This is a genomic window from Pseudocitrobacter faecalis (genome assembly GCF_965231525.1).
In the GTDB taxonomy this organism is placed as follows: domain Bacteria; phylum Pseudomonadota; class Gammaproteobacteria; order Enterobacterales; family Enterobacteriaceae; genus Pseudocitrobacter; species Pseudocitrobacter faecalis.
On the sequence record NZ_CBDDNJ010000002.1, the window covers coordinates 1,168,066 to 1,188,725 of the forward strand.

Here is a 20,660-nt window from a genome sequence, read left to right on the forward strand (position 1 = left end):
GGTGACGGATGAAGCTGTACAGTTTTTTCAATAGCTCGGCCTCCTATCGGGTGCGCATCGCGATGGCGCTCAAGGGAATCGATTATGACACCGTCGGCGTCAATATTCGTATCGGCCAGCAAAACGCGCTGGAGTACCGCAGGCTCAACCCGGTTGGGCTGGTGCCCGCGCTGGTGACGGACGATGGCGAATCACTGGGACAGTCGCTGGCGATTATTGACTGGCTGGACCGGCATTTCCCGCAAACCCCGCTGCTGCCGGACAACGATCCGGCGCGGATGCGGATTCTGGAAATCGTCTACGCCATCAGTTGCGATATTCACCCAATCAATAACATGCGCGTCCTGCGCTACCTGACCGATGAACTGAAGGTGAGCGAAGAGGATAAACAACGCTGGTATGCGCACTGGGTCCAGCAGGGGCTGAGCGCAGTGGAGCAACTGCTGCGCCACAGCCAGTCGGGGCAATTCTGCGTGGGCGATACGCCGACGCTGGCCGATTGCTGCTTAGTGCCGCAGTGGGCCAATGCGTTACGTATGGGTTGCGATCTTAGCGGGTATCCCCGCTGTAAAGCCGTGTATGAAACCTGTTCCGCGCTGCCAGCGTTCGTCGCTGCCGCACCTGAGAACCAACAGGACAAAATCCCGGCATAATAAGGAGAGTTATCATGGCAAAAGTGACAAGTGCAATTATTGTCGGTGGCGGGATTGGCGGCGCGGCGACCGCGTTGTCTCTGGCGCGTCAGGGCATCAAAGTGATGCTGCTGGAAAGAGCGCATGAAATTGGTGAAATCGGCGCGGGCATTCAGCTCGGCCCGAACGCGTTTTCGGCACTGGATAGCCTGGGCGTGGGGGACGTTGCCCGCCAGCGTGCGGTATTTACCGACCATATCACGATGATGGACGCGGTGAACGGCGAAGAAGTGGTGCATATCGAAACCGGGCAGGCGTTCCGAGATCACTTCGGTGGCCCCTATGCGGTTATTCACCGTGTTGATATTCACGCGACCGTTTGGGAAGCGGCGATGGTGCATCCGTGTGTGGAATATCGCACCTCAACGCACGTGGTAGATATCCGCCAGACCGACCATGATGTCACCGTGTTTGATGACAAAGGCAATAGCTGGACGGCAGATGTTCTGATTGGTTGCGATGGCGTGAAATCCGTCGTGCGTCAGAGCCTGCTGGGGGACACTCCCCGAGTTACCGGGCATGTGGTGTATCGCGCGGTGATTGACTGCGACGATATGCCGGATGATTTACGCATCAACGCCCCGGTGTTGTGGGCGGGCCCGCATTGTCACCTGGTGCACTATCCGCTGCGTGGCGGCAAACAGTACAACCTGGTGGTGACCTTCCACAGCCGTGAAACGGAAGAGTGGGGCGTGAAGGATGGCAGTAAAGAAGAGGTGCTCTCTTACTTTAAAGGTATTCACCCGCGTCCACGCCAGATGCTCGACAAACCGACCTCGTGGCGTCGCTGGTCTACCGCTGACCGTGAGCCGGTGGAAAAATGGGGGAACGATCGCATTACCTTAGTGGGCGACGCGGCACACCCGGTGGCGCAGTATATGGCGCAGGGAGCGTGTATGGCGCTGGAAGATGCGGTCACTATCGGCAAAGCGCTGGCGCAATGCGACGGCGATGCGGCAGAAGCTTTCGCGCTGTATGAGTCCGTCCGTATTCCACGCACTGCGCGCATTGTCTGGTCGACGCGCGAAATGGGGCGTATTTATCACGCTGCAGGCGTCGAACGTCACGTGCGTAACCTGCTGTGGAAAGGCAAAACCCAGGCCGAGTTCTATCGCGGCATGGAGTGGCTCTACGGCTGGAAAGAGGATAACTGCCTCGAACCCCGCTAACAGGCTTTTAACCGATGAAAAGAGGCGCTAACATAGCGCCTCTTTTTTTACCGGGTATCAATATGCGTGTGTTACTGGCGCCGATGGAAGGCGTGCTCGATTCGCTGGTGCGAGAGCTGCTGACCGAAGTGAATGATTACGACCTCTGCGTCACCGAATTTTTGCGCGTGGTGGATAAACTGCTGCCGGTAAAATCGTTCCATAAACTGTGCCCGGAACTGAACAACCACAGTCGCACACCGAGCGGTACGCTGGTGCGCATTCAGCTTCTCGGCCAGTATCCCGAATGGCTGGCCGAAAATGCCGCCCGCGCGGTGGAACTGGGTTCATGGGGCGTAGATCTTAATTGCGGCTGTCCGTCCAAAATGGTTAACGGCAGCGGCGGTGGGGCGACGTTGCTAAAAGATCCTGAGCTTATCTATCGCGGCGCGAAAGCGATGCGTGAAGCGGTGCCAGCGGCGCTTCCCGTGACCGTTAAAGTGCGTCTGGGCTGGGACAGCGGCGCGCGCCAGTTCGAAATTGCCGATGCGGTGCAGCAGGCGGGCGCAACCGAGCTGGTCGTTCATGGTCGTACTAAAGAAGATGGCTACAAGGCCGAGCGCATTAACTGGCAGGCGATTGCGGATATTCGCCAGCGTCTGACTATTCCGGTCATCGCCAACGGCGAAATCTGGGACTGGGAGAGCGCGCAACAATGCATGGCGGTGACCGGGTGTGACGCGGTGATGATTGGCCGCGGGGCGCTGAACGTACCGAACCTGAGCCGGGTCATTAAGTATAACGAACCGCGTATGCCGTGGCCGGACGTGGTGCGTCTGCTGCAAAAATATTGCCTGCTGGAAAAACAGGACGACACCGGGCTGTATCATCTGGCGCGTATTAAACAGTGGTTGGGCTATCTGCGTAAAGAGTATGAGGAAGCCACGGAACTGTTTATGGCGGTGCGGGCGTTGCAGGACTCCGCGTCGGTGGCGCGCGAAATCCTGCGCTGGCGTTAAGCTTTTCGGGCGCTGAGAATAAAAATCATCGGGCGCTCTTTCTCTTCATCCAGTGCCGGGTTAGCGGCGATTTGCTCAGCCGTCGGCCCCCATTCATCCAGCGCTTCAATGATAAAACCGGCGGCAATTAACGCATTAATCCAGGTGGCGAGTTTGCGGTGCTGCTTCTTTACGCCATCGGCAAACCAGTTGCTGATGCGCTCGCCTTCCTGCTGATACTGGCTGACCGGCCAGTGCTTGTTTCCTTGATTATCCATCACCCATTGTTGATTCGCCGGCGCGGTGTAAACAGGATGCTCGGCGGAGAAAACCAGTTTACCGCCGGGCTTAAGCGTCTGATGCAGGGTGCGGAATAAACGGTCGATGTCTGTGAGATAGTGCAGGGCCAGCGAACTGTAGGCCAGATCGACGGAAGCTGCAGGCAGAACAAGCGTTTCCAGGTCAGCTCGCTGATAGGTAATGCGTTCACCGGATGTCATCTCCTGCGCCTTCGCGAGCATTTTCTGCGAAACATCCAGCCCCAGCACGTTTGCCGCGCCGTTGTCGCGCGCCCAGCGGCAGAACCAGCCGTAGCCGCAACCCAAATCTACAACGGTTTTGCCCTGAATTTCAGGCAGCATTGTTTGAATATGTGCCCACTCCGGCGCGCCGTCTAACCCTTTTACTGAGCGGTCAAGCGTGGCGTAACCGGCAAAAAAGTGCGGATCATCATAAATATTTTGCGTCATCAATAACCTCTGAAATATTTATATAATAAATAATTGTGCCAATATTAAAGGCTAAATTATATTAAGTCGCACGGTTAAATTCGATCTGAATCAAAAAATAAGCGCAGAAGTATTTCAAAATGTCGCTAACGTATTTATGAGGCGAATAAATAACGCGATGTAATGATTTTTCATGGATGCCCCTTGCACACGGGTTACTAAAGCAAAGCCTCTGATTTTCTCTATTATTTGCGCCTCTTTTCAGACGCACGCAAATTCCATGAAACATTCTGCTAAAACGCTCGCGGTATTAAGCTTACCGCTACTCTTTACGCTTTGCGCCTGTGCGCCATCACATGAAACCGATGCGCGTCTGGCCAAAAAGGTACCCGTCTCGCATATTGATTCGTCACTGCCTGTGGCGCTGAAAAATGGCTGGCCGACATCCTCGTGGTGGCACGATTATCATGACCCACAGCTTAACGCGCTGATAGAAGGTGCGCTGCACGATGCGCCGGATATGGCTATCGCACAGCAGCGCATTGCGCTTGCGGAAGCGCAGGCGAAAATGGCCGAAGCGAACGGCGGGCCGCAGGTGAATTTCTCCGCTGACCTGGAACGACAAAAAATGTCAGCCGAAGGGCTGATGGGGCCATTTGCATTTGATGATCCGGCCGCGGGAACCACGGGCCCGTGGTACACCAACGGCACGTTTGGTTTAACCGCGGGTTGGAATATCGACCTGTGGGGAAAAGATTCGGCGCAGGTGAGTGCGCGAATTGGCAAAGTTAAGGCTGACATTGCCGGGATGGCGCAAACTCGTCAACTGCTGGCGAGCAGCGTGGCGCGGCTGTACTGGCAGTGGCAAACGGAATCGGCAATTCGCCAGCAGCTTGAACAGATTCAGGAAGAACAAAATCTGATTGTCTCGGTGGATAAAAAACTTTATCAGGCGGGTATCACTAACTCGGTGGAAGGCGTTGAAAACGATATTAACGTCGGCAAAACCGGGCAGCAACTGGCGGAAATCGACGGCAATCTGAAAGAGATTGAAGCGCGGTTGATGGCGCTCACCAACGCGCAATCAACGGCGTTGCAGTTGAAGACGGTGGCGTTACCGACGGTAGTGGCACAATTGCCCGCGCAACTGGACTTCGAACTGCTCGCACGTCGCCCGGACTTACAGGAAGCGCGCTGGCTGGTGGAATCCACTCTGAGCGATGTCGATGCGGCGAAAGCGGCGTTTTACCCGGATATCAACATCATGGCGTTCCTGCAACAGGATGCCCTGCATCTGAGCGATCTGTTCCGCCACTCCGCACAGCAGATGGGCGTCACGGCAGGGTTAACGCTGCCCATCTTTGACAGCGGCAGGCTGAACGCAAATCTGGATATCGCCAGCGCGGAAAATAATTACTCCATCGCTCGCTACAACAAAGCGGTGGTTGAAGCCGTCAACCAGGTAGCGAAGTGCGCCAGCCAGATGGACACGCTGGCGACCAAAAATCAGCAGCAGATGAAGGTGCTGCGTGATGCCGGGCGCGTGGCGACGCTCGCGCAGGCGCGGCTGAAGGTGGGCATTATTTCCAGTGCGCAGTATAGCCACGCGAAACTGCCCGCGCTGCATGAGCAGATTAACGCCCTGAAATTACAGGGCCAATGGCTGGATGCCTCCATCCAACTGACTTCTGCACTCGGTGGCGGGTATCAGGCGTTATGATTTATTCTCGCGGCGTTTGAACCACCAGCGCAATGCAAACACGACGGCGACGGCCAGAATTACCCAGATCCAATGTTTCAAATGGGTATCGAGGTTGTGCAGCCATGGTGCGATCACCTCACCACCCACATAGCCGAGGGTGGTGAAGATCAGTGCCCACAGCAGCGCGCCAACAATATTGAGCGGCAGAAAAAGTTTAGGCGGTATGCGGCTTGCACCGATCAACAGTGGGCCGATGATACGAAATCCATACATAAAACGGCTGCCAATGACGAAGAGGTAAGGGTGACGCTGGATCAGCCGTTGCGCTTTGCGGATTTTGGTATGCTGGCGCGAGTAACGCTTCAGCATACGCCCGCCAAAGTGGCGGCCCAGCAAATAGAGCACCTGATCGCCAATCATCCCGCCGAGCGCGACGAAAACCACCACCAGCGGAAAACGCAGTAACCCCTGATGCGCCGCCACGCCACCCAGCAGCGTCACCGTTTCGCCTTCCGCCATACTGCCCAGTACCAGCACGGCATAACCATATTGTGAAATCAGAGCCGGTATATCCATCGTTATCCTGGTTTCCTTTAAACATCTCCTTTAAGCATACACCCCTGAACCTAAACCGGGGGCGACGTTATTTTTTGTCTGCTCAATAAATAATCTATTAGCGTGGATTATACTTACGTTACGTGGTACGAAGCCGTGTCGAGGAGGCGTTATGAACCATGTCTGGGGGCTGTTTTCCCATCCCGATCGGGAAATGCATGTTATTCGCAGTGAAAACGAAACCGTTTCACATCATTACACGCACCATGTTCTGTTGATGGCCGCGATTCCTGTTATCTGTGCATTTATAGGCACAACACAGCTGGGCTGGAATTTCGGCGATGGCAATGTGGTTAAACTGTCACCGGTAACCGGTTTAATCCTGGCCGTACTTTTCTATGGGGTCATGCTCGGGGGCGTCGCGGTGATGGGGCGCGTAATCTGGTGGATGGCGCGTAACTATCCGGAGCGTCCGTCGCTCAAGCGCTGTATGGTGTTTGCCGGCTATGTGGCAACGCCGATGTTCCTGAGCGGTATTGTGGCGCTCTATCCGTTGGTCTGGCTCTGTGCGCTGATCGGTACCGTTGCGCTGTTCTATACCGGTTATCTGCTTTATGTCGGTATTCCAACGTTCCTGAATATTGACCGGGAAGAGGGGCTGAGTTTTGCCAGCTCAACGCTGGCGATTGGCGTGCTGGTGCTGGAGGTGCTGCTGGCGATCACCGTCATTCTGTGGGGCTATGGTTACCGATTGTTCTGATCCGTTCTAATGCATTGCTGGTGTGAATTGTTTCGCGCCAGCAATGCAGCATTTATTCACTATTCTTTTCTGGTAGGTGCCTTGCGCTCCGCGCTATGATGATGTCCTCGCTGCGTTGCCTTAACGCGTGTGGCGTCCATATTCCATACAGTGCATAAATAACCACCAGAAAACACATCATGCAGAAATTTCGCGTTTCCCTGCTCAGCCTGGCGTTAATGCTGGCTGTGCCTTTTGCGCCTCAGGCGAGTGCTAAAACGGCAGCCACTGCCGCAGCCTCGCGCCCGGAAATTGCTTCCGGGAGCGCGATGATTGTCGATCTTGAAACCAATAAAGTGATCTACGCCAGTGAACCGGATCTGGTGCGCCCGATTGCTTCTATCACCAAAGTGATGACCGCGATGGTGGTGCTGGATGCACACCTGCCGCTTGATGAGATGCTGAGCGTCGATATCAGCCACACGCCGGAGATGAAAGGGGTCTACTCCCGCGTGCGACTGAACAGTAAAATCAGCCGTAAAAATATGCTGCTGCTGGCGCTGATGTCGTCGGAGAACCGTGCGGCGGCAAGCCTGGCGCATCATTACCCTGGCGGTTACGACGCCTTTATTCGCGCCATGAACGCGAAGGCTAAATCGTTGGGCATGACGCACACCCGCTATGTGGAACCGACCGGGCTGTCGATTCACAACGTGTCAACGGCGCGCGACCTGACCAAAATGCTGATTGCCACCAAACAGTACCCGCTGATTGGTCAGTTGAGCACCACGCGTGAAGATATGGCGACCTTTGCAAACCCGGCGTATACGCTGCCGTTCCGCAATACCAACCATCTGGTGTACCGCGATAACTGGAATATCCAGTTGACCAAAACCGGCTTCACCAATGCGGCGGGTCACTGCCTGGTGATGCGCACGGTGATGAATAAACGTCCGGTGGCGATGGTGGTGATGGATGCGTTTGGGAAATATACCCACTTCGCTGACGCCAGCCGTCTGCGTACCTGGGTGGAAACCGGTAAAGTGATGCCGGTTCCTGCGGCCGCACTGAGCTATAAAAAGCAGAAAGAGTCGCAGATTGCAGGCAACCTGGCGCACGGTAAAGTGACGACCCAGGAAGATTAAGGTTCTTTGGCTTCGGCACGGTAACGTTTATCCGGCCTACCAAAAGCCCCCCGTAGGCCGGATAAGCGCAGCGCATCCGGCATAACCCAGCACCGAACCTACTACTCCGGCAGCGTCCAATCCCCATCATTGAGCGGGCGCTGCATGATCAACGTATCCCGCCAGTCCCCCAGTTTATAACCCACGCTGCGCAACTGCCCGGCAACCTCAAATCCCATTTTTTTATGCAGGTTAAGCGACCCCGGATTATTGTGCCCATCCCCAACCACCGCCAGCATCTGGCGCCACGGCCCCTGTTCGCAAATCTCAATCAACCGGCCCAGCAGCGCGCTGCCAATGCCGAGCCCGGTCATGGTGGTATCCAGATAAATCGACTCCTCCACCGTATAACGATAAGCCGGGCGAGGGCGGTAAGGTGACGCATAGCAGTACCCAACCACCACGCCGCGATAAAGGGCAACCAGCCAGGGCAGACCGTGGTCATTGATCTTCTTCATGCGCTCGCGCATTTCTTCAATAGAGGGGGGCGTTTCTTCAAAGGAGGCCCGCCCGTTCAGCACGTGCCAGGCGTAGATAGCGGAAATGGCGTGGACGTCATCGGGCTGGGCTAAACGAATTTCAACATCAGTGGCAGTAGCGGATACGCGCGCGGACATACTCAGATTCCTTGTGAAAAAAATCGCCGGAGAAACGTTCCTCCGGCGTCATTCACTTACTCTAATACGGTGCGAACCTGAATAACAATCCGTCTCTCTTATTTCACGGAGGGCTCGTCGGTTGCGGCACAAACGGGATTATTCTGCGGCTTTCCTTCGCCCCAGTATTTCTGTTTACTGGTTTTACCGATGCCCGGGTTCATGCTGTTCGTCGGATCGTTTTCACGATAAAAACGTTTTAACGAGTCGGCGGCTTCGTACAGATGCCCAACGTTATGCTCCGCCGGATACTGCGCGCCGCGTTCGCGCAGCAGCACCAGCATTTTTTCTTTCAGCGCGTGGGCGTCCACGCCTTTTTTGACGATGTAATCCTGATGGAATACGTGGCACATAAAGTGGCCATAGTAGAGTTTATGCACCAGTTGGCTGTCGATTTCCGGCGGCAGATGCTCAAACCATTCGGTATCATTACGACGCAGGGCAATATCCAGCGCCAGAATATCCTCGACTTCGTCGGCGTGAACCGCCTGATAACGAATGGCCGCACCCGCCGCGGCAAAACGGTGCAGGAAGGCTTTACTGCCCTCTTCAGCGGTACAGACAAAATAGCCGCCTTCTGCCTGTTTAAAGTATTCCGCCAGCCAGGCCTGCGCTTCTTCAATGCCGTCTCCCGCCATTTTCAGCAGCAGGTGATGCTCATATTTATCGCGCCACTGTTTCATGCGCGCCGGGAGGTGTGCCGGGAAGACGTGGCCGACTTTCTGCATAAAACGGTCGGTAAAGTGCGGCTTAAACAGCGACACCTTTTCCAGCATCGCGTCGGTACGCCCTTTCAGAGTAAAGAAGAACGGCATTTTGTCGGTGCCGAGTTTGTCGATCATCAGGAAGGTGTCTTTGCCGTACTGCTCGGCGATATCGTAAATATCGCGATGCATATATTCCCCCGCCACCGGCAGGTTCTTGAATTCCGCCAGAATGTGGCGACGGATTTCGGTCAGCACGTCCGGCTGGTTGGTGCCGATATAAAACACCTGCTGACGTTTTTCCGCCGGGAAGGTGTCCAGACGCACGGCGAAAACGGCCAGTTTTCCGGCGCAGCCGGATGATTCAAACAGGCGTGCCGGGTCTGCGTTGTAGCGGGCAGGGGTGTCGGCTTCTACATCACGCACGCGAGTGACGTAATCGTGGTCGTGGGCGTGACGGCCATCGTGGCGCACGTCACTGTCTTTCACGCGTTCATCGTCAAGTTTGCTGAGGATTTGCTCGGGTGTTTCGCCCAGATCAATGCCCAGGTGATTAACCAGCACCAGCTTGCCGTTCTCATCAATACGCGCAAACAGCGACATTTCGGTATACGCCGGGCCACGCTGCACCAGCGAACCGCCGGAGTTGTTGCAGATCCCGCCGATAACCGATGCGCCAATGCAGGAAGAACCAATCACAGAGTGTGGCTCGCGTCCCAGCGGCTTAAGCGCTTTTTCCAGAGAATAGAGCGTGGTGCCCGGCCAGGCCAGTACCTGCTCGCCTTTATCGAGCAGATGCAGCTTATCAAGACGCAGGGTACTGATGATGACAATCTCGCGATCGTAATCATTGCCGCTCGGCGTTGAGCCTTCGGTCAGGCCGGTGTTCGCCGCCTGCATCAGAATGATTTTATCCGCGTTCACGCAGGCGTTGAGGACGCGCCACAGTTCCAGTAGGGAGCCGGGGAAGACAACGGCCAGTGCGTCACCGTGACCGGAGCGGAAGCCCTTGCGATAGCGGGCGGTTTTCGCCGGGTCAGTCAGCAGGTGAGCGTGACCGACCAGACGGGTGAGTTCGTTAATTAGCGCTTTATTATCAGTGGTGGCTTGTGCAGACATCATTCCACTCCTTGTGGTGAGACTAATTTGTCGTCCCTAAGAATAGCGCTTTGCAGATTTATTGGGAGTACGAATGTTTCGAAATTTCAGAGAATAACCTTCGCTTTCTGCTCCTCAGCCGTTTAGGCTTATGGCAAACTGCGGTTTTTCATCAACTTTCGCCGATTGACTGGCATGGAATAAAGAGACTGACAACATGAAATGGTTATGTTCTGTAGGCGTCGCCGTGAGCCTGGCGCTGCAACCCGCGCTGGCGGAAGATCTGTTCGGCAATCACCCGTTGACGCCCGAGGCGCGGGATGCGTTCGTTACCGGCTTGCTCAAAAAAATGACGGTTGATGAAAAAATCGGCCAGCTTCGCCTGATAAGCGTGGGGCCGGATAACCCGAAAGAGGCGATCCGCGACATGATTAAAGAGGGCCAGGTTGGCGCTATCTTTAACACCGTGACCCGCCAGGATATCCGCAAAATGCAGGATCAGGTGATGGAACTGAGCCGCCTGAAAATTCCTCTCTTCTTCGCCTACGACGTGCTGCATGGCCAGCGTACCGTATTCCCGATAAGCCTCGGCCTGGCGTCAAGTTTTAACCTTGATGCGGTGCGCACCGTTGGCCGTGTGTCTGCGTATGAAGCGGCGGACGACGGCCTGAACATGACCTGGGCGCCGATGGTTGATGTCTCGCGCGACCCGCGCTGGGGGCGTGCCTCGGAAGGTTTTGGTGAAGATACCTATTTGACCTCCATCATGGGCAAAACCATGGTGGAAGCGATGCAGGGCAAAAGCCCGGCGGATCGCTATTCGGTGATGACCAGCGTTAAACACTTCGCCGCTTACGGCGCGGTTGAGGGCGGGAAAGAGTACAACACCGTTGATATGAGCTCGCAGCGCCTGTTTAACGATTATATGCCGCCATACAAGGCGGGGCTGGATGCGGGCAGCGGCGCGGTAATGGTGGCGCTGAACTCGCTGAACGGCACACCTGCAACGTCAGATGCCTGGCTGCTGAAAGAGATCCTGCGTGATAAATGGGGCTTTAAGGGTATTACCGTTTCCGACCACGGCGCGATTAAAGAGCTGATTAAACACGGCACAGCTTCCGACCCGGAAGATGCGGTACGCGTGGCGCTGAAGTCCGGCATCAACATGAGTATGAGCGACGAATATTACAGCAAATACCTGCCAGGGCTGGTGAAATCTGGCAAGGTGACGATGGCGGAGCTGGATGATGCCACGCGTCATGTGCTGAACGTCAAATATGATATGGGATTGTTTAACGACCCGTACAGCCATCTTGGGCCGAAAGAGTCTGACCCGCAGGACACCAACGCCGAAAGCCGTCTGCATCGTAAAGACGCACGTGAAGTCGCACGGGAAAGTCTGGTATTGCTGAAAAACCGTCTCGAGACGCTGCCACTGAAAAAAACCGGCACCATTGCCGTGGTTGGCCCACTGGCCGACAGTGAGCGTGATGTGATGGGAAGCTGGTCGGCGGCGGGTGTGGCAGACCAGTCGGTGACCGTGCTCACCGGGATTAAAAACGCGCTGGGTGATAAGGGCAACGTGGTTTACGCCAAAGGCGCGAATGTCACCAACGATAAAGGTATTGTCGACTTCCTGAATTTGTATGAAGAGGCGGTGAAAGTTGACCCGCGTTCCCCGCAGGCGATGATTGATGAAGCGGTTGCCGCCGCGAAGCAATCTGATGTGGTGGTTGCGGTAGTCGGTGAGGCACAGGGCATGGCGCATGAAGCCTCCAGCCGTACCAATATTGAAATCCCACAAAGCCAGCGCGACCTGATTGCCGCGCTGAAAGCCACCGGCAAACCGCTGGTGCTGGTGCTGATGAACGGGCGTCCACTGGCGCTGGTGAAAGAGGATCAGCAGGCAGATGCCATCCTGGAAACCTGGTTCGCCGGCACCGAAGGCGGGAACGCTATTGCCGACGTGCTGTTTGGTGATTACAACCCGTCGGGTAAATTGCCGATGTCCTTCCCGCGCTCTGTCGGGCAGATCCCGGTTTACTACAGCCACCTTAACACCGGTCGTCCGTATAATGCGGATAAGCCAAACAAATACACCTCGCGCTATTTCGATGAAGCTAACGGCCCACTGTATCCGTTCGGCTATGGCCTGAGCTACACGACGTTCACGGTTTCTGACGTGAAAATGTCGGCCCCGTCAATGACGCGTGACGGTAAAGTCACCGCAAGTGTGGAGGTGACTAACAGCGGCAAGCGCGAAGGCGCGACGGTGATCCAGATGTACTTGCAGGACGTCACGGCGTCGATGAGTCGCCCGGTGAAACAGCTGAAAGGCTTTGAGAAAGTGACGCTGAAACCCGGTGAAACGCAGACCGTCAGCTTCCCGATTGATGTTGAAGCGCTGAAGTTCTGGAATCAGAGCATGAAATACGATGCGGAACCAGGCAAGTTCAACGTCTTTATTGGTGTCGATTCGGCGCGCGTGAAGCAGGGAGCGTTTGAGCTGAAGTAGGCCCTCACCCTAACCCTCTCCCGTAGGGAGAGGGAACCGATCGTGCCAATCTGATTGTTCTGTGCTGGTTTTCCCCCTCTCCCGCAGGGTGAGGGATCCGATCGTGCCAATCTGATTATTCTGTGCTGGTTTTCCCCCTATCCCGAAGGGAGAGGGGACCGATCGTGCCAATCTGATTGTTCTGTGCTGGGTTTTCCCCTCTCCCGCAGGGAGAGGGAACCGATCGTGCCAATCTGATTGTTCTGTGCTGGTTTTCCCCCTCTCCCGCAGGGAGAGGGAACCGATCGTGCCAATCTGATTGTTCTGTGCTGGTTTTCCCCCTCTCCCTGCGGGAGAGGGCCGGGGTGAGGGGCAAACCCACCGTACCAACCAAAAATCAATCCCCATCCCTCGTCAATTTCCCACTTCCGTGAACATCGTCACCTTCCTCAATAACATTTCGCCGTCACCCCCATTTTGCTCCCTCTTTTATTCTTCATCGCACAGGACAATGTGACCTTCAACGCATTTCCCTTTCCTCTGTAATGGCGATTTTGTGCGCACTATCAAAAGCTATTTATCCCCCGTCTGGTGGACGTGATGATTTTCACTATTACGTAAAAAAGCCTGGAAACAGCGCGCGAGCCAAGGGCGAAAACTTCGTTAAATGCGGCTATCGAAAATGACACAGGTAGCGCAATGAAACTCTCCCTCGAACAGGCCGGGCTTGATAACACCGGCACGCGTCCGGTTACGGCACAGTTGCAGCAAATGATTGATACTATTGCGGCGGCAGGCGGCGGTACGTTAACTCTCTCGCCTGGCGTCTGGCTGACCGGCACGCTGGTACTTCCGTCCCATTTCACACTGCATCTCGACGCAGGCGCCTGTTTGCGCGCCAGCCCGAACGTGGAGGATTACCCGGCAGACCTGACGCAGTCTATGGCCGAGTTGTCGCATATGGCGCTGTTGTACGCCCGTAATCAGCAACAGATAACCTTCAGCGGAGAAGGGCGCGTTGAAGGCAATGCCGCGGCCTGGTTCGCGCCGCAGGCAGATGCTCAGGGCTATCGTCAGCCTGCCGCACAGCGCCCGCGTCTGATGGTGCTGGAAGGGTGCGAGCGGGTGCGCCTGTGCGATATCACCCTGGCGGATTCACCGATGTGGACCGCGCATCTGGTGAGCTGCAAACATATTTTCATTCACCGTTTAACCATTGATAACGACCTGGCGCTCTCTAATACCGACGCGCTGGATCTCGATAGCTGCCAGTTTGTCCATATCAGCGACAGCTACTTCAGCGCCGCTGATGACGGCATTTGCCTGAAAACCACCCGCAAAGCTCCCGCGTTGCAACAGCCTACCCGCCATGTAGTGGTGAACAACTGCATCATTCGCTCAAAAAGCTGCGCCATCAAAGTGGGCACCGAAACGGCGGCGGATATCAGCCACATCATCGTCAGCAATTGCACCATTTTTGAGTCCAATCGCGGCATCGGCCTGGTATCACGGGATGGCGGCGAGTTGAGCCAGATGAGCTTCAGCAACATTCTGTTTGATTGCCGTCACGGTCATCCGTGCCACTGGGGGAAAGCCGATCCGGTGTATCTCTCCGCGCGTCGTCGCGCTCCGCAGGTGGCCGCCGGGCAGATTCAGCACATCACTTTCAGCAATCTTTCCGGTATCAGCGAAGGGGCAATCAACCTGCACAGCGAAACCGCAGGTGATATTCACGACATCACCTTTAACGGCGTTCAGCTTCAGCAGGTACAGGGCGCTGCGCAGGAGCAGGGCTGCTATGACGTTCGTCCGCCGTGCAACCCGGCGAAACCGACCGGAATGGGGCTGGATAACGCCTATCTGGTGAACCCGGAAACCGGGCGCGCATGGGGCGTTGAGCCGTATCCTGGCGGGCTTCCGGCGCTGTATGCCGACGGCGTTACCGGGCTGGTGCTACGCGAGTTCAACGCTGTGCGCCCAACGCCGCTACCCGCAGGCTGGCATCCGCAGGATGTGGTGAGGGTGAACGGGAAATAAGCATTCAGAGCGGCGGCGCGGCTCTGGGGCTGCAATCGCCGGATGTCAGTTTAAGGGGATGGAAAATGATAAAAAAAGTCAGGGAGATAAAACTCCATAACTATGTCTGTTACGGTCTCGCGGATGTAATCGGCTCCGGGGCCTTCACGCTGGTCAGCGCCTGGTTGCTGTTTTTCTTAACCACCTTCTGCGGCCTGACGCCGATTGAAGCCGGGTCGCTGTTTGCCGTGGCGCGTATTGTCGATGTGATTATGTGCCCGCTGATGGGCTACATTTCCGATAACTTCCATAAAACCTGGCTGGGCAGACGCTTTGGCCGTCGCCGCTTCTTCCTGCTGCTCAGTATTCCGCTGGTCTCGGTTTACAGCCTGCTGTGGGTGGAAGGCTTCAACTACTGGATGTATCTGCTGGTCTACATCCTGTTCGAAATCGTCTATTCGATGATTTTGATTCCTTACGACACCCTGTCGGCGGAAATGACCTCTGATTTCACCAAACGCTCGAAGCTCACCAGCGCCCGCATGTACATCGCGCAGTTTGCGGGCTTTACCGCCGCGTTTTTGCCGGGGCGTCTGATTGACTCTTTTGGTTCCGATTCGGCGGATTCCTTTTTCTACGCCGGGGCGATTTTCACCGTCTCCTTTATGGTGGTGCTGTTCTTCGTCTATTTCGGCACCTGGGAACGTTCAATCGAGGAAATTGAACTGAGCGAGCGCACCATTGAAACTACCGAGAAACTGCCGCTTTCCACGCGTATTTTCAATATCTACTACGACTTCGTTTCTACCTTAAAAATCAAAACGTTTCGTTCTCATCTGGGGATGTATCTGGGAGGCTCGGTAGGGCAGGACATCTTCAACTCCGTCTTCACCTACTTTGTGGTGTTTGCGCTCTCCACCTCGTCGATTGTGGCCTCTAACTTGCTGAGTGCGATTAACGGCCTGCAATTCTTCGGCGTCGGCGTCGCCACCTGGCTGACCCTGCGCTACTCGCCGTCCCGCGCGTTTGCTACTCAGGCCAGCATGGCGCTGATTGCTTTTGCTTTGTTCTCCTTCACCTACCTGAGCGGCTCAACCAGCATGGTGTTGCTCTATCTGGCGGCGGGGATTGCGGGTCTGGCGCGCGGCGGTATCTACTCCATTCCATGGAATAACTACACCTTCGTGGCGGATGTGGATGAAATTCTCACCTGTAACCGCCGTGAAGGGATCTTTGCTGGCTTTATGAGCCTGCTGCGTAAAGCCTCTCAGGCGCTCTCAATCTTCCTGGTGGGAGTTGCGTTGCAGATGTCCGGCTTTGTCACCGGTCAGGCGAGCCAGCCGCAGTCGGCTATCAACATGATTCTTGCCATCATGATAATTCTGCCTGTGCTCCTCACTGCATGGGGCATTTGGTCTGCTGTCCAGTTCAAAGTAAATGGTCGCACCCATGCGATTCTCAACGAAGAAGTGGCGCGCCTGAAACAGGGCGGCAGCAAAGCAACGGTCACCGCCGAAACCAAAGAGGTTATCGAATCGTTGACCGGCCTGCCTTACGAGCAGTGCTGGGGAGATAACACCGTCGGCTGCGTTAACCGCAGCCTGATGAAAGCGAAAGAAAACGCGGTGCAACTGAAGAACGCGTAATCATTGACCCGCCCGGTGCCGCACGCGCCGGGCTTACTTTTTTGACTGGCATTTATGACTGAACATAGCGTGTACATTCAACAAGGCATTTGGGCGCGAATTGGCCTTCCTCGCCAATTGTTGTGGGGGTTTATTGGCGTCTTTTTGTTTATTACCGGCGCGACTGTCGAACAGAGCTGGCTGGCGTCGCTTTTACAACAGCGCGGCTTTGACGCGCGTGATATCAGTATGATGTCATCGGTCTTCGGCCTGTGCGTGGCGCTGGTCTCCTGGTTCTCCGGGATTGGTGCTGGCGTGCTGGGGATTCGTCGCCTTATGTGGGCGGCGACGCTGGTCTATTTTATTGGCTCAGTACCGTTTATTTTCTGGGCGCTGCCGCACGGAAACTATCCGCTGATGGTTGCCAGCTATGCGCTGCGTGGGGTGGCTTATCCGCTTTTTGCCTACTCGTTTCTGGTGTGGATTAACCAGTGCTGCGAAACGCGCATTCTGGGGCGTGCGGTTTCCTGGTTCTGGATTGCCTTTGGCGTGGGCATGACCATTGTCGCGCCGTGGTTTTCGGGCTTTATGATCCCGCGTAGCGGGGAAACCACCACCTTGCTGGTTGGCTTCGTTTTTGTGCTGGCGGGCAGCGGATGTGCGCTGGTGCTTAACCGTGCACAGCCCGAGCGCGAGTCAGATAGTAAAATCTTACCAGCGCTGGGCGAAGGGCTGATGGTGCTGGCGCGCGAGCCGAAAATGCGCCTGGCGGTACTGGTAAAAACCATCAACGATATCGGTAAATTCTCGCTGGTGATTTTGATGCCGGTTTACCTGCCGCGCTTCGGTTTCAGTATTCAGGCGTGGCTGACTATCTGGGGGCTGGTCAATGTGCTGAACATCTTTGCCGGATACTTCTTCGGTTGGCTGGGCGACACCATTGGTTGGCGCAAAACGGTAGTCTTTTTCTCCGGCACGCTGTGCGGCGCAGCGTCGCTGGCGGTGTGTTACGCCCCGGTACTGTTCGGCAATAGCGGTGTGGCGTTGTTTGCCGCGCTGGCTATTTACGCCATCGGGCTTGGCGCATTCGGCCCGCTGAGCGCGCTGATCCCTGCGCTGCTGCCGGAAAACAAAGGTGCAGCGATTTCCTGCCTTAATTTAGGATCTGGCTTAAGCAACTTCGCCGGGCCGCTTATCGTCACGCTCTGCGTCGATCCGCTCGGCGTGGAAGGTACGCTGTGGGTGATCGCGATACTCTATTTCGCCGCCAGTGTGCTGGCGATACCGTTAAAAGTGCCACACGAAGATTGATCGACTACGCTTTTTCCTCAGGAACATGAAAATAATGAGGAATCAGTATGTCAGGTACAAAACGTTGGGCAGGTTCACTGGCACTTCTGGCAGCCGTGAGCCTGCCGCTTCAGGCCGCCTCTCCGGTAAAAGTCGGCTCAAAAATTGATACCGAAGGGGCGCTGCTCGGTAATATTATTTTGCAGGTACTGGAAAGCCACGACGTAAAAACAGTCAATAAAGTGCAGCTTGGCACGACGCCGGTGGTGCGCGGCGCTATCACTTCAGGCGAGCTGGATATTTACCCGGAATACACCGGCAACGGCGCGTTTTTCTTTAAAGATGAAAACGACGCGGCGTGGAAAAATGCACAGCAGGGTTACGAGAAAGTCAAAAAGCTCGATGGTGAGAAAAATCATCTTATCTGGCTGACGCCTGCACCCGCCAACAATAGCTGGACCATTGCCGTGCGTCAGGATCTCGCGGAGAAAAATAAACTCTCTTCTCTGGACGACCTTAGCCGCTATCTGAAAACGGGCGGGAGCTTTAAGCTTGCGGCCTCCGCTGAGTTTATCGAACGCCCGGATGCGCTTCCTGCCTTTGAGAAAGCCTACGCGTTCAAACTGAACCAGCCACAGTTGTTGTCGCTGGCGGGCGGTGATACCGCGGTAACGATTAAAGCCGCCGCCCAGCAAACGTCAGGCGTGAATGCGGCGATGGCCTACGGCACCGATGGCCCGGTGGCCGCGCTGGGATTAATCACCCTGAGCGATCCGAAAGGCGTGCAGCCGATTTACGCTCCAGCGCCCGTGGTGCGCGAAGCGGTGCTGAAGGAATATCCGCAGCTGGAAAACTGGTTGAAACCGGTATTCGAAAGCCTGGATGAGAAAACCCTTCAGCAGCTTAACGCCCGCATTGCGGTGGAGGGCGTCGATGCTAAGAAAGTGGCGACGGACTACCTGAAAGAGAAGGGACTGGTGAAATAATATTCCAGGGCGTCATTAATGACGCCCTGAACGTTTACCCGCCAGTGGTCAGGTTTGCCTGATAACGTCGGTAGTTGCCGTCATCGGTAATCACATCATAAACCAGACGGCTTCCCGCGTTGAGGGACGCAGGGCGCGTTATCTGCTCCTGAGCGTGAGGCGCAATCATCATACTGGTCGGTTTCTGCTGGCCGGGAAGGTGCAGCGATAAACTCATATACCAGGGTGAGGGATTTTCCACCCGCAACGTCTCTTCGCTAACGCGAAAGCGCAACCCGCGTTCATCTTTTTCCTCAGGCGGCGGCAAGCCTGCCGGGCGAATGAAAATCTTCATGCGTAATCGCAGTGGCAAAATCACCTTTTGCCCTTCACGGCCACTTGCCGCGTTATCCGGGGCAATTTGATAAATATTGAGCCAGAAGAGTGTTTCCCTGTCCTCAGCCAGTCCCTGGCGAGAGGCGAGCATCAGTTTTAATGACCGAAGCTCGCCCGGGAGCATTTTAAAGACCGGTGGAATGACGACCACCGGCGTAGGGTTCACATCCGGCGTGCTGGCCGGATCGCCATCGTCTGCCCATACCTGAATGACCATTGGCATTGCCCCATCGTTAGACAGGTTTAACGTGCGAGCAACGTCGCGGGCGCTGAAAACGATCCGCGTGCGATCAACGTTTACTGCGGCGCTCACCTGAGCCGAAAATGCCAGCAGTAACGCCACCTTACTGAAAACTGACCACCACTTGTAATTGCGCATTGACTGTTCCTGCGGTAACCGTTTGGCCGCTGATGGCTTCAAGAGAGGCGGTGAAATCGCCGGTATACGTTGTCACGGTGTCTGATGAAACCAGTGTGGTGAGATCTTTGTAGGCGTACCAGCCTCGCGTGTTCCCGGTGCCCATACTGGATTGGTCTGGCAGCAGATTAAGCGCGGTGCCATTGCTGTTATAAATCTTAATCCCCACACCTGAGGCGACGCCGCTGCTGCCGTACTGGGTATCCAGCAACCATGTCAGGCCACCGCCGCTGGTCACCAGATTCAGCGTGCGCGCCGCAGCCACGGCGGCGGGCTGATTGACCAGAAAGCCCATGGCGACGTTTGCGGCGCTGGAGGTTGAGGCGCTGGTGCTTGAAATCGCGCCGGATTCACACTGCAGACTGACGGTGAACGGCGCCTGGCTGGCGTTTCCGGCCTGCAACTGAGCGACACTCATCGTCGGTAGCAGTACGCGCGCGGGATAATCGCTGACCTGGCAAATCGCCCCGCGAATATAGGTGACGCTGCCGTAGCTGCCCCATGCACCCGGCCAGCCGGTATACCAGCCTGAATAGTTGGAGAGACTGTCCGCGCCATCGGCCAGCGATGGGGAGATACCTGGGCCTTTAAAGGCGATATAACCGCGTGGTTGGGTATAGGTATCCACATAACGATTTGCACTTTGATAGCCGTAAGTCGTTGAGGTGATTTTGAACATCTCATACAGCACGTTACTGAATGCGCTGGCTGGAATATAAATATAGGTTCCATCGCTGTACCAGTCGCTGGCGGTAAATTTACGCGACTTCCAGTAGCGGCTGTAGTACTCGCCAGTGGTGAGATTCGTCATGCGTACCGCGACGTTTTTCACATAGTCGTAGTAAGCCCCGTCCACTTCTGAGGTGGTATATTTCCCGGCATACGTCGCGTCGCCGTTGGTGGCGTAAAACTCATACAGACTGTCGGCATCCGCGACGGCGCAGCGAAACAGTATCTGATTCGCGGTATAGGGGCTATTGGTGGCGGCGGTCAAAAAGCTCCCCACGCCGCTGCCCAGCAGTGTGCCTGACGGCTGAAAGTTGCTGCCGCTGTTCAGGCTAATGACCGCTGGAAGACCTACGTTGCCGCTGCAGGTATCGCAGGCGCCTGTCCAGCTTGCTGCCGTATAGCCTGCGCTTTTGGCGGCGTCAGAGAGCGAGCTTGTACTGGTCACGCGGGTGCAAGTGGCCCATAGCGAGGTGCAAAAGAGAATGCCAACGAGGATGCTCAGGAGTTGAAGCCAGGCGCGCAT

The 20,660-nt window shown here is 55.7% G+C and carries 17 protein-coding genes; 11 read left to right on the forward strand and 6 right to left on the reverse strand.

Features of this window, described 5'->3' with window-relative positions; all coding sequences use genetic code 11:
- The first annotated feature begins 8 nt into the window (after positions 1-8).
- The 3 genes from maiA to dusC all read left to right on the forward strand — a co-directional run bounded on the left by maiA (position 9) and on the right by dusC (position 2,859).
- On the forward strand, positions 9-653 hold the full coding sequence (maiA, locus tag ACOXYR_RS06100; protein ID WP_421355517.1) for a maleylacetoacetate isomerase: 645 nt from the start codon (positions 9-11) through the stop codon (positions 651-653).
- A 14-nt stretch (positions 654-667) separates the two neighbouring features.
- Positions 668-1,861 (forward strand): 3-hydroxybenzoate 6-monooxygenase, encoded by a 1,194-nt coding sequence (locus ACOXYR_RS06105; protein WP_108473673.1) that lies wholly within the window; start codon positions 668-670, stop codon positions 1,859-1,861.
- Between the two features lie 62 nt (positions 1,862-1,923).
- On the forward strand, positions 1,924-2,859 hold the full coding sequence (gene dusC / locus ACOXYR_RS06110; protein ID WP_108473674.1) for a tRNA dihydrouridine(16) synthase DusC: 936 nt from the start codon (positions 1,924-1,926) through the stop codon (positions 2,857-2,859).
- Here the strand turns inward: dusC and ACOXYR_RS06115 are convergent.
- A complete protein-coding gene (locus ACOXYR_RS06115) occupies positions 2,856-3,587 on the reverse strand; it encodes a class I SAM-dependent methyltransferase (RefSeq protein ID WP_421355518.1) in 732 nt (243 codons plus the stop codon). The genes dusC and ACOXYR_RS06115 overlap by 4 nt on opposite strands.
- Before the next feature lie 259 nt (positions 3,588-3,846).
- On the opposite strand from ACOXYR_RS06115, the gene mdtQ reads away from it, so the two are divergent.
- The gene (gene mdtQ, locus ACOXYR_RS06120; RefSeq protein ID WP_421355519.1) at positions 3,847-5,286 is read left to right on the forward strand and encodes a multidrug resistance outer membrane protein MdtQ; all 1,440 of its coding nucleotides are present in this window, start codon (positions 3,847-3,849) and stop codon (positions 5,284-5,286) included.
- On the opposite strand, the gene ACOXYR_RS06125 is transcribed toward mdtQ, so the two are convergent.
- Complete coding sequence (locus ACOXYR_RS06125; protein ID WP_421355520.1) at positions 5,281-5,844, reverse strand: DedA family protein; 564 nt, start codon at positions 5,842-5,844, stop codon at positions 5,281-5,283. The genes mdtQ and ACOXYR_RS06125 overlap by 6 nt on opposite strands.
- Before the next feature lie 151 nt (positions 5,845-5,995).
- Between ACOXYR_RS06125 and ACOXYR_RS06130 the strand changes: the two genes are divergently transcribed.
- Positions 5,996-6,583 (forward strand): Yip1 family protein, encoded by a 588-nt coding sequence (locus tag ACOXYR_RS06130; protein ID WP_015963755.1) that lies wholly within the window; start codon positions 5,996-5,998, stop codon positions 6,581-6,583.
- A 179-nt stretch (positions 6,584-6,762) separates the two neighbouring features.
- Positions 6,763-7,707, forward strand: a complete 945-nt coding sequence (pbpG, locus tag ACOXYR_RS06135) for a D-alanyl-D-alanine endopeptidase (protein ID WP_108473679.1) — start codon at positions 6,763-6,765, stop codon at positions 7,705-7,707.
- Between the two features lie 101 nt (positions 7,708-7,808).
- Here the strand turns inward: pbpG and ACOXYR_RS06140 are convergent, their stop codons facing one another.
- Both ACOXYR_RS06140 and dld read right to left on the reverse strand, forming a co-directional pair.
- Positions 7,809-8,363 carry a GNAT family N-acetyltransferase gene (locus ACOXYR_RS06140; protein ID WP_108473680.1) on the reverse strand — a complete coding sequence of 185 codons (555 nt, stop codon included), beginning with the start codon at positions 8,361-8,363 and terminating at the stop codon, positions 7,809-7,811.
- Positions 8,364-8,461: 98 nt separating this feature from the next.
- A complete protein-coding gene (gene dld / locus ACOXYR_RS06145; protein ID WP_350437297.1) occupies positions 8,462-10,225 on the reverse strand; it encodes a D-lactate dehydrogenase in 1,764 nt (587 codons plus the stop codon).
- Positions 10,226-10,421: 196 nt separating this feature from the next.
- Between dld and bglX the strand changes: the two genes are divergently transcribed.
- The 5 genes from bglX to osmF all read left to right on the forward strand — a co-directional run bounded on the left by bglX (position 10,422) and on the right by osmF (position 18,615).
- Positions 10,422-12,719, forward strand: a complete 2,298-nt coding sequence (gene bglX, locus ACOXYR_RS06150) for a beta-glucosidase BglX (protein ID WP_421355521.1) — start codon at positions 10,422-10,424, stop codon at positions 12,717-12,719.
- 678 nt (positions 12,720-13,397) lie between these two features.
- Positions 13,398-14,735 (forward strand): glycoside hydrolase family 28 protein, encoded by a 1,338-nt coding sequence (locus ACOXYR_RS06155; protein WP_421355522.1) that lies wholly within the window; start codon positions 13,398-13,400, stop codon positions 14,733-14,735.
- 65 nt (positions 14,736-14,800) lie between these two features.
- Positions 14,801-16,360 (forward strand): MFS transporter, encoded by a 1,560-nt coding sequence (locus tag ACOXYR_RS06160; RefSeq protein WP_421355523.1) that lies wholly within the window; start codon positions 14,801-14,803, stop codon positions 16,358-16,360.
- A gap of 54 nt (positions 16,361-16,414) precedes the next feature.
- The gene (locus ACOXYR_RS06165) at positions 16,415-17,650 is read left to right on the forward strand and encodes an MFS transporter (RefSeq protein ID WP_108473686.1); all 1,236 of its coding nucleotides are present in this window, start codon (positions 16,415-16,417) and stop codon (positions 17,648-17,650) included.
- Positions 17,651-17,697: 47 nt separating this feature from the next.
- Entirely contained in the window at positions 17,698-18,615 is a 918-nt protein-coding gene (gene osmF / locus ACOXYR_RS06170) for a glycine betaine ABC transporter substrate-binding protein OsmF (RefSeq protein WP_421355524.1), read from the forward strand.
- Positions 18,616-18,649: 34 nt separating this feature from the next.
- On the opposite strand, the gene ACOXYR_RS06175 is transcribed toward osmF, so the two are convergent.
- The gene (locus ACOXYR_RS06175; protein WP_407731328.1) at positions 18,650-19,369 is read right to left on the reverse strand and encodes a fimbrial assembly chaperone; all 720 of its coding nucleotides are present in this window, start codon (positions 19,367-19,369) and stop codon (positions 18,650-18,652) included.
- Complete coding sequence (gene stbD / locus ACOXYR_RS06180) at positions 19,335-20,660, reverse strand: fimbrial usher protein StbD (RefSeq protein ID WP_421355525.1); 1,326 nt, start codon at positions 20,658-20,660, stop codon at positions 19,335-19,337. Before stbD ends, ACOXYR_RS06175 begins: the two co-directional genes overlap by 35 nt.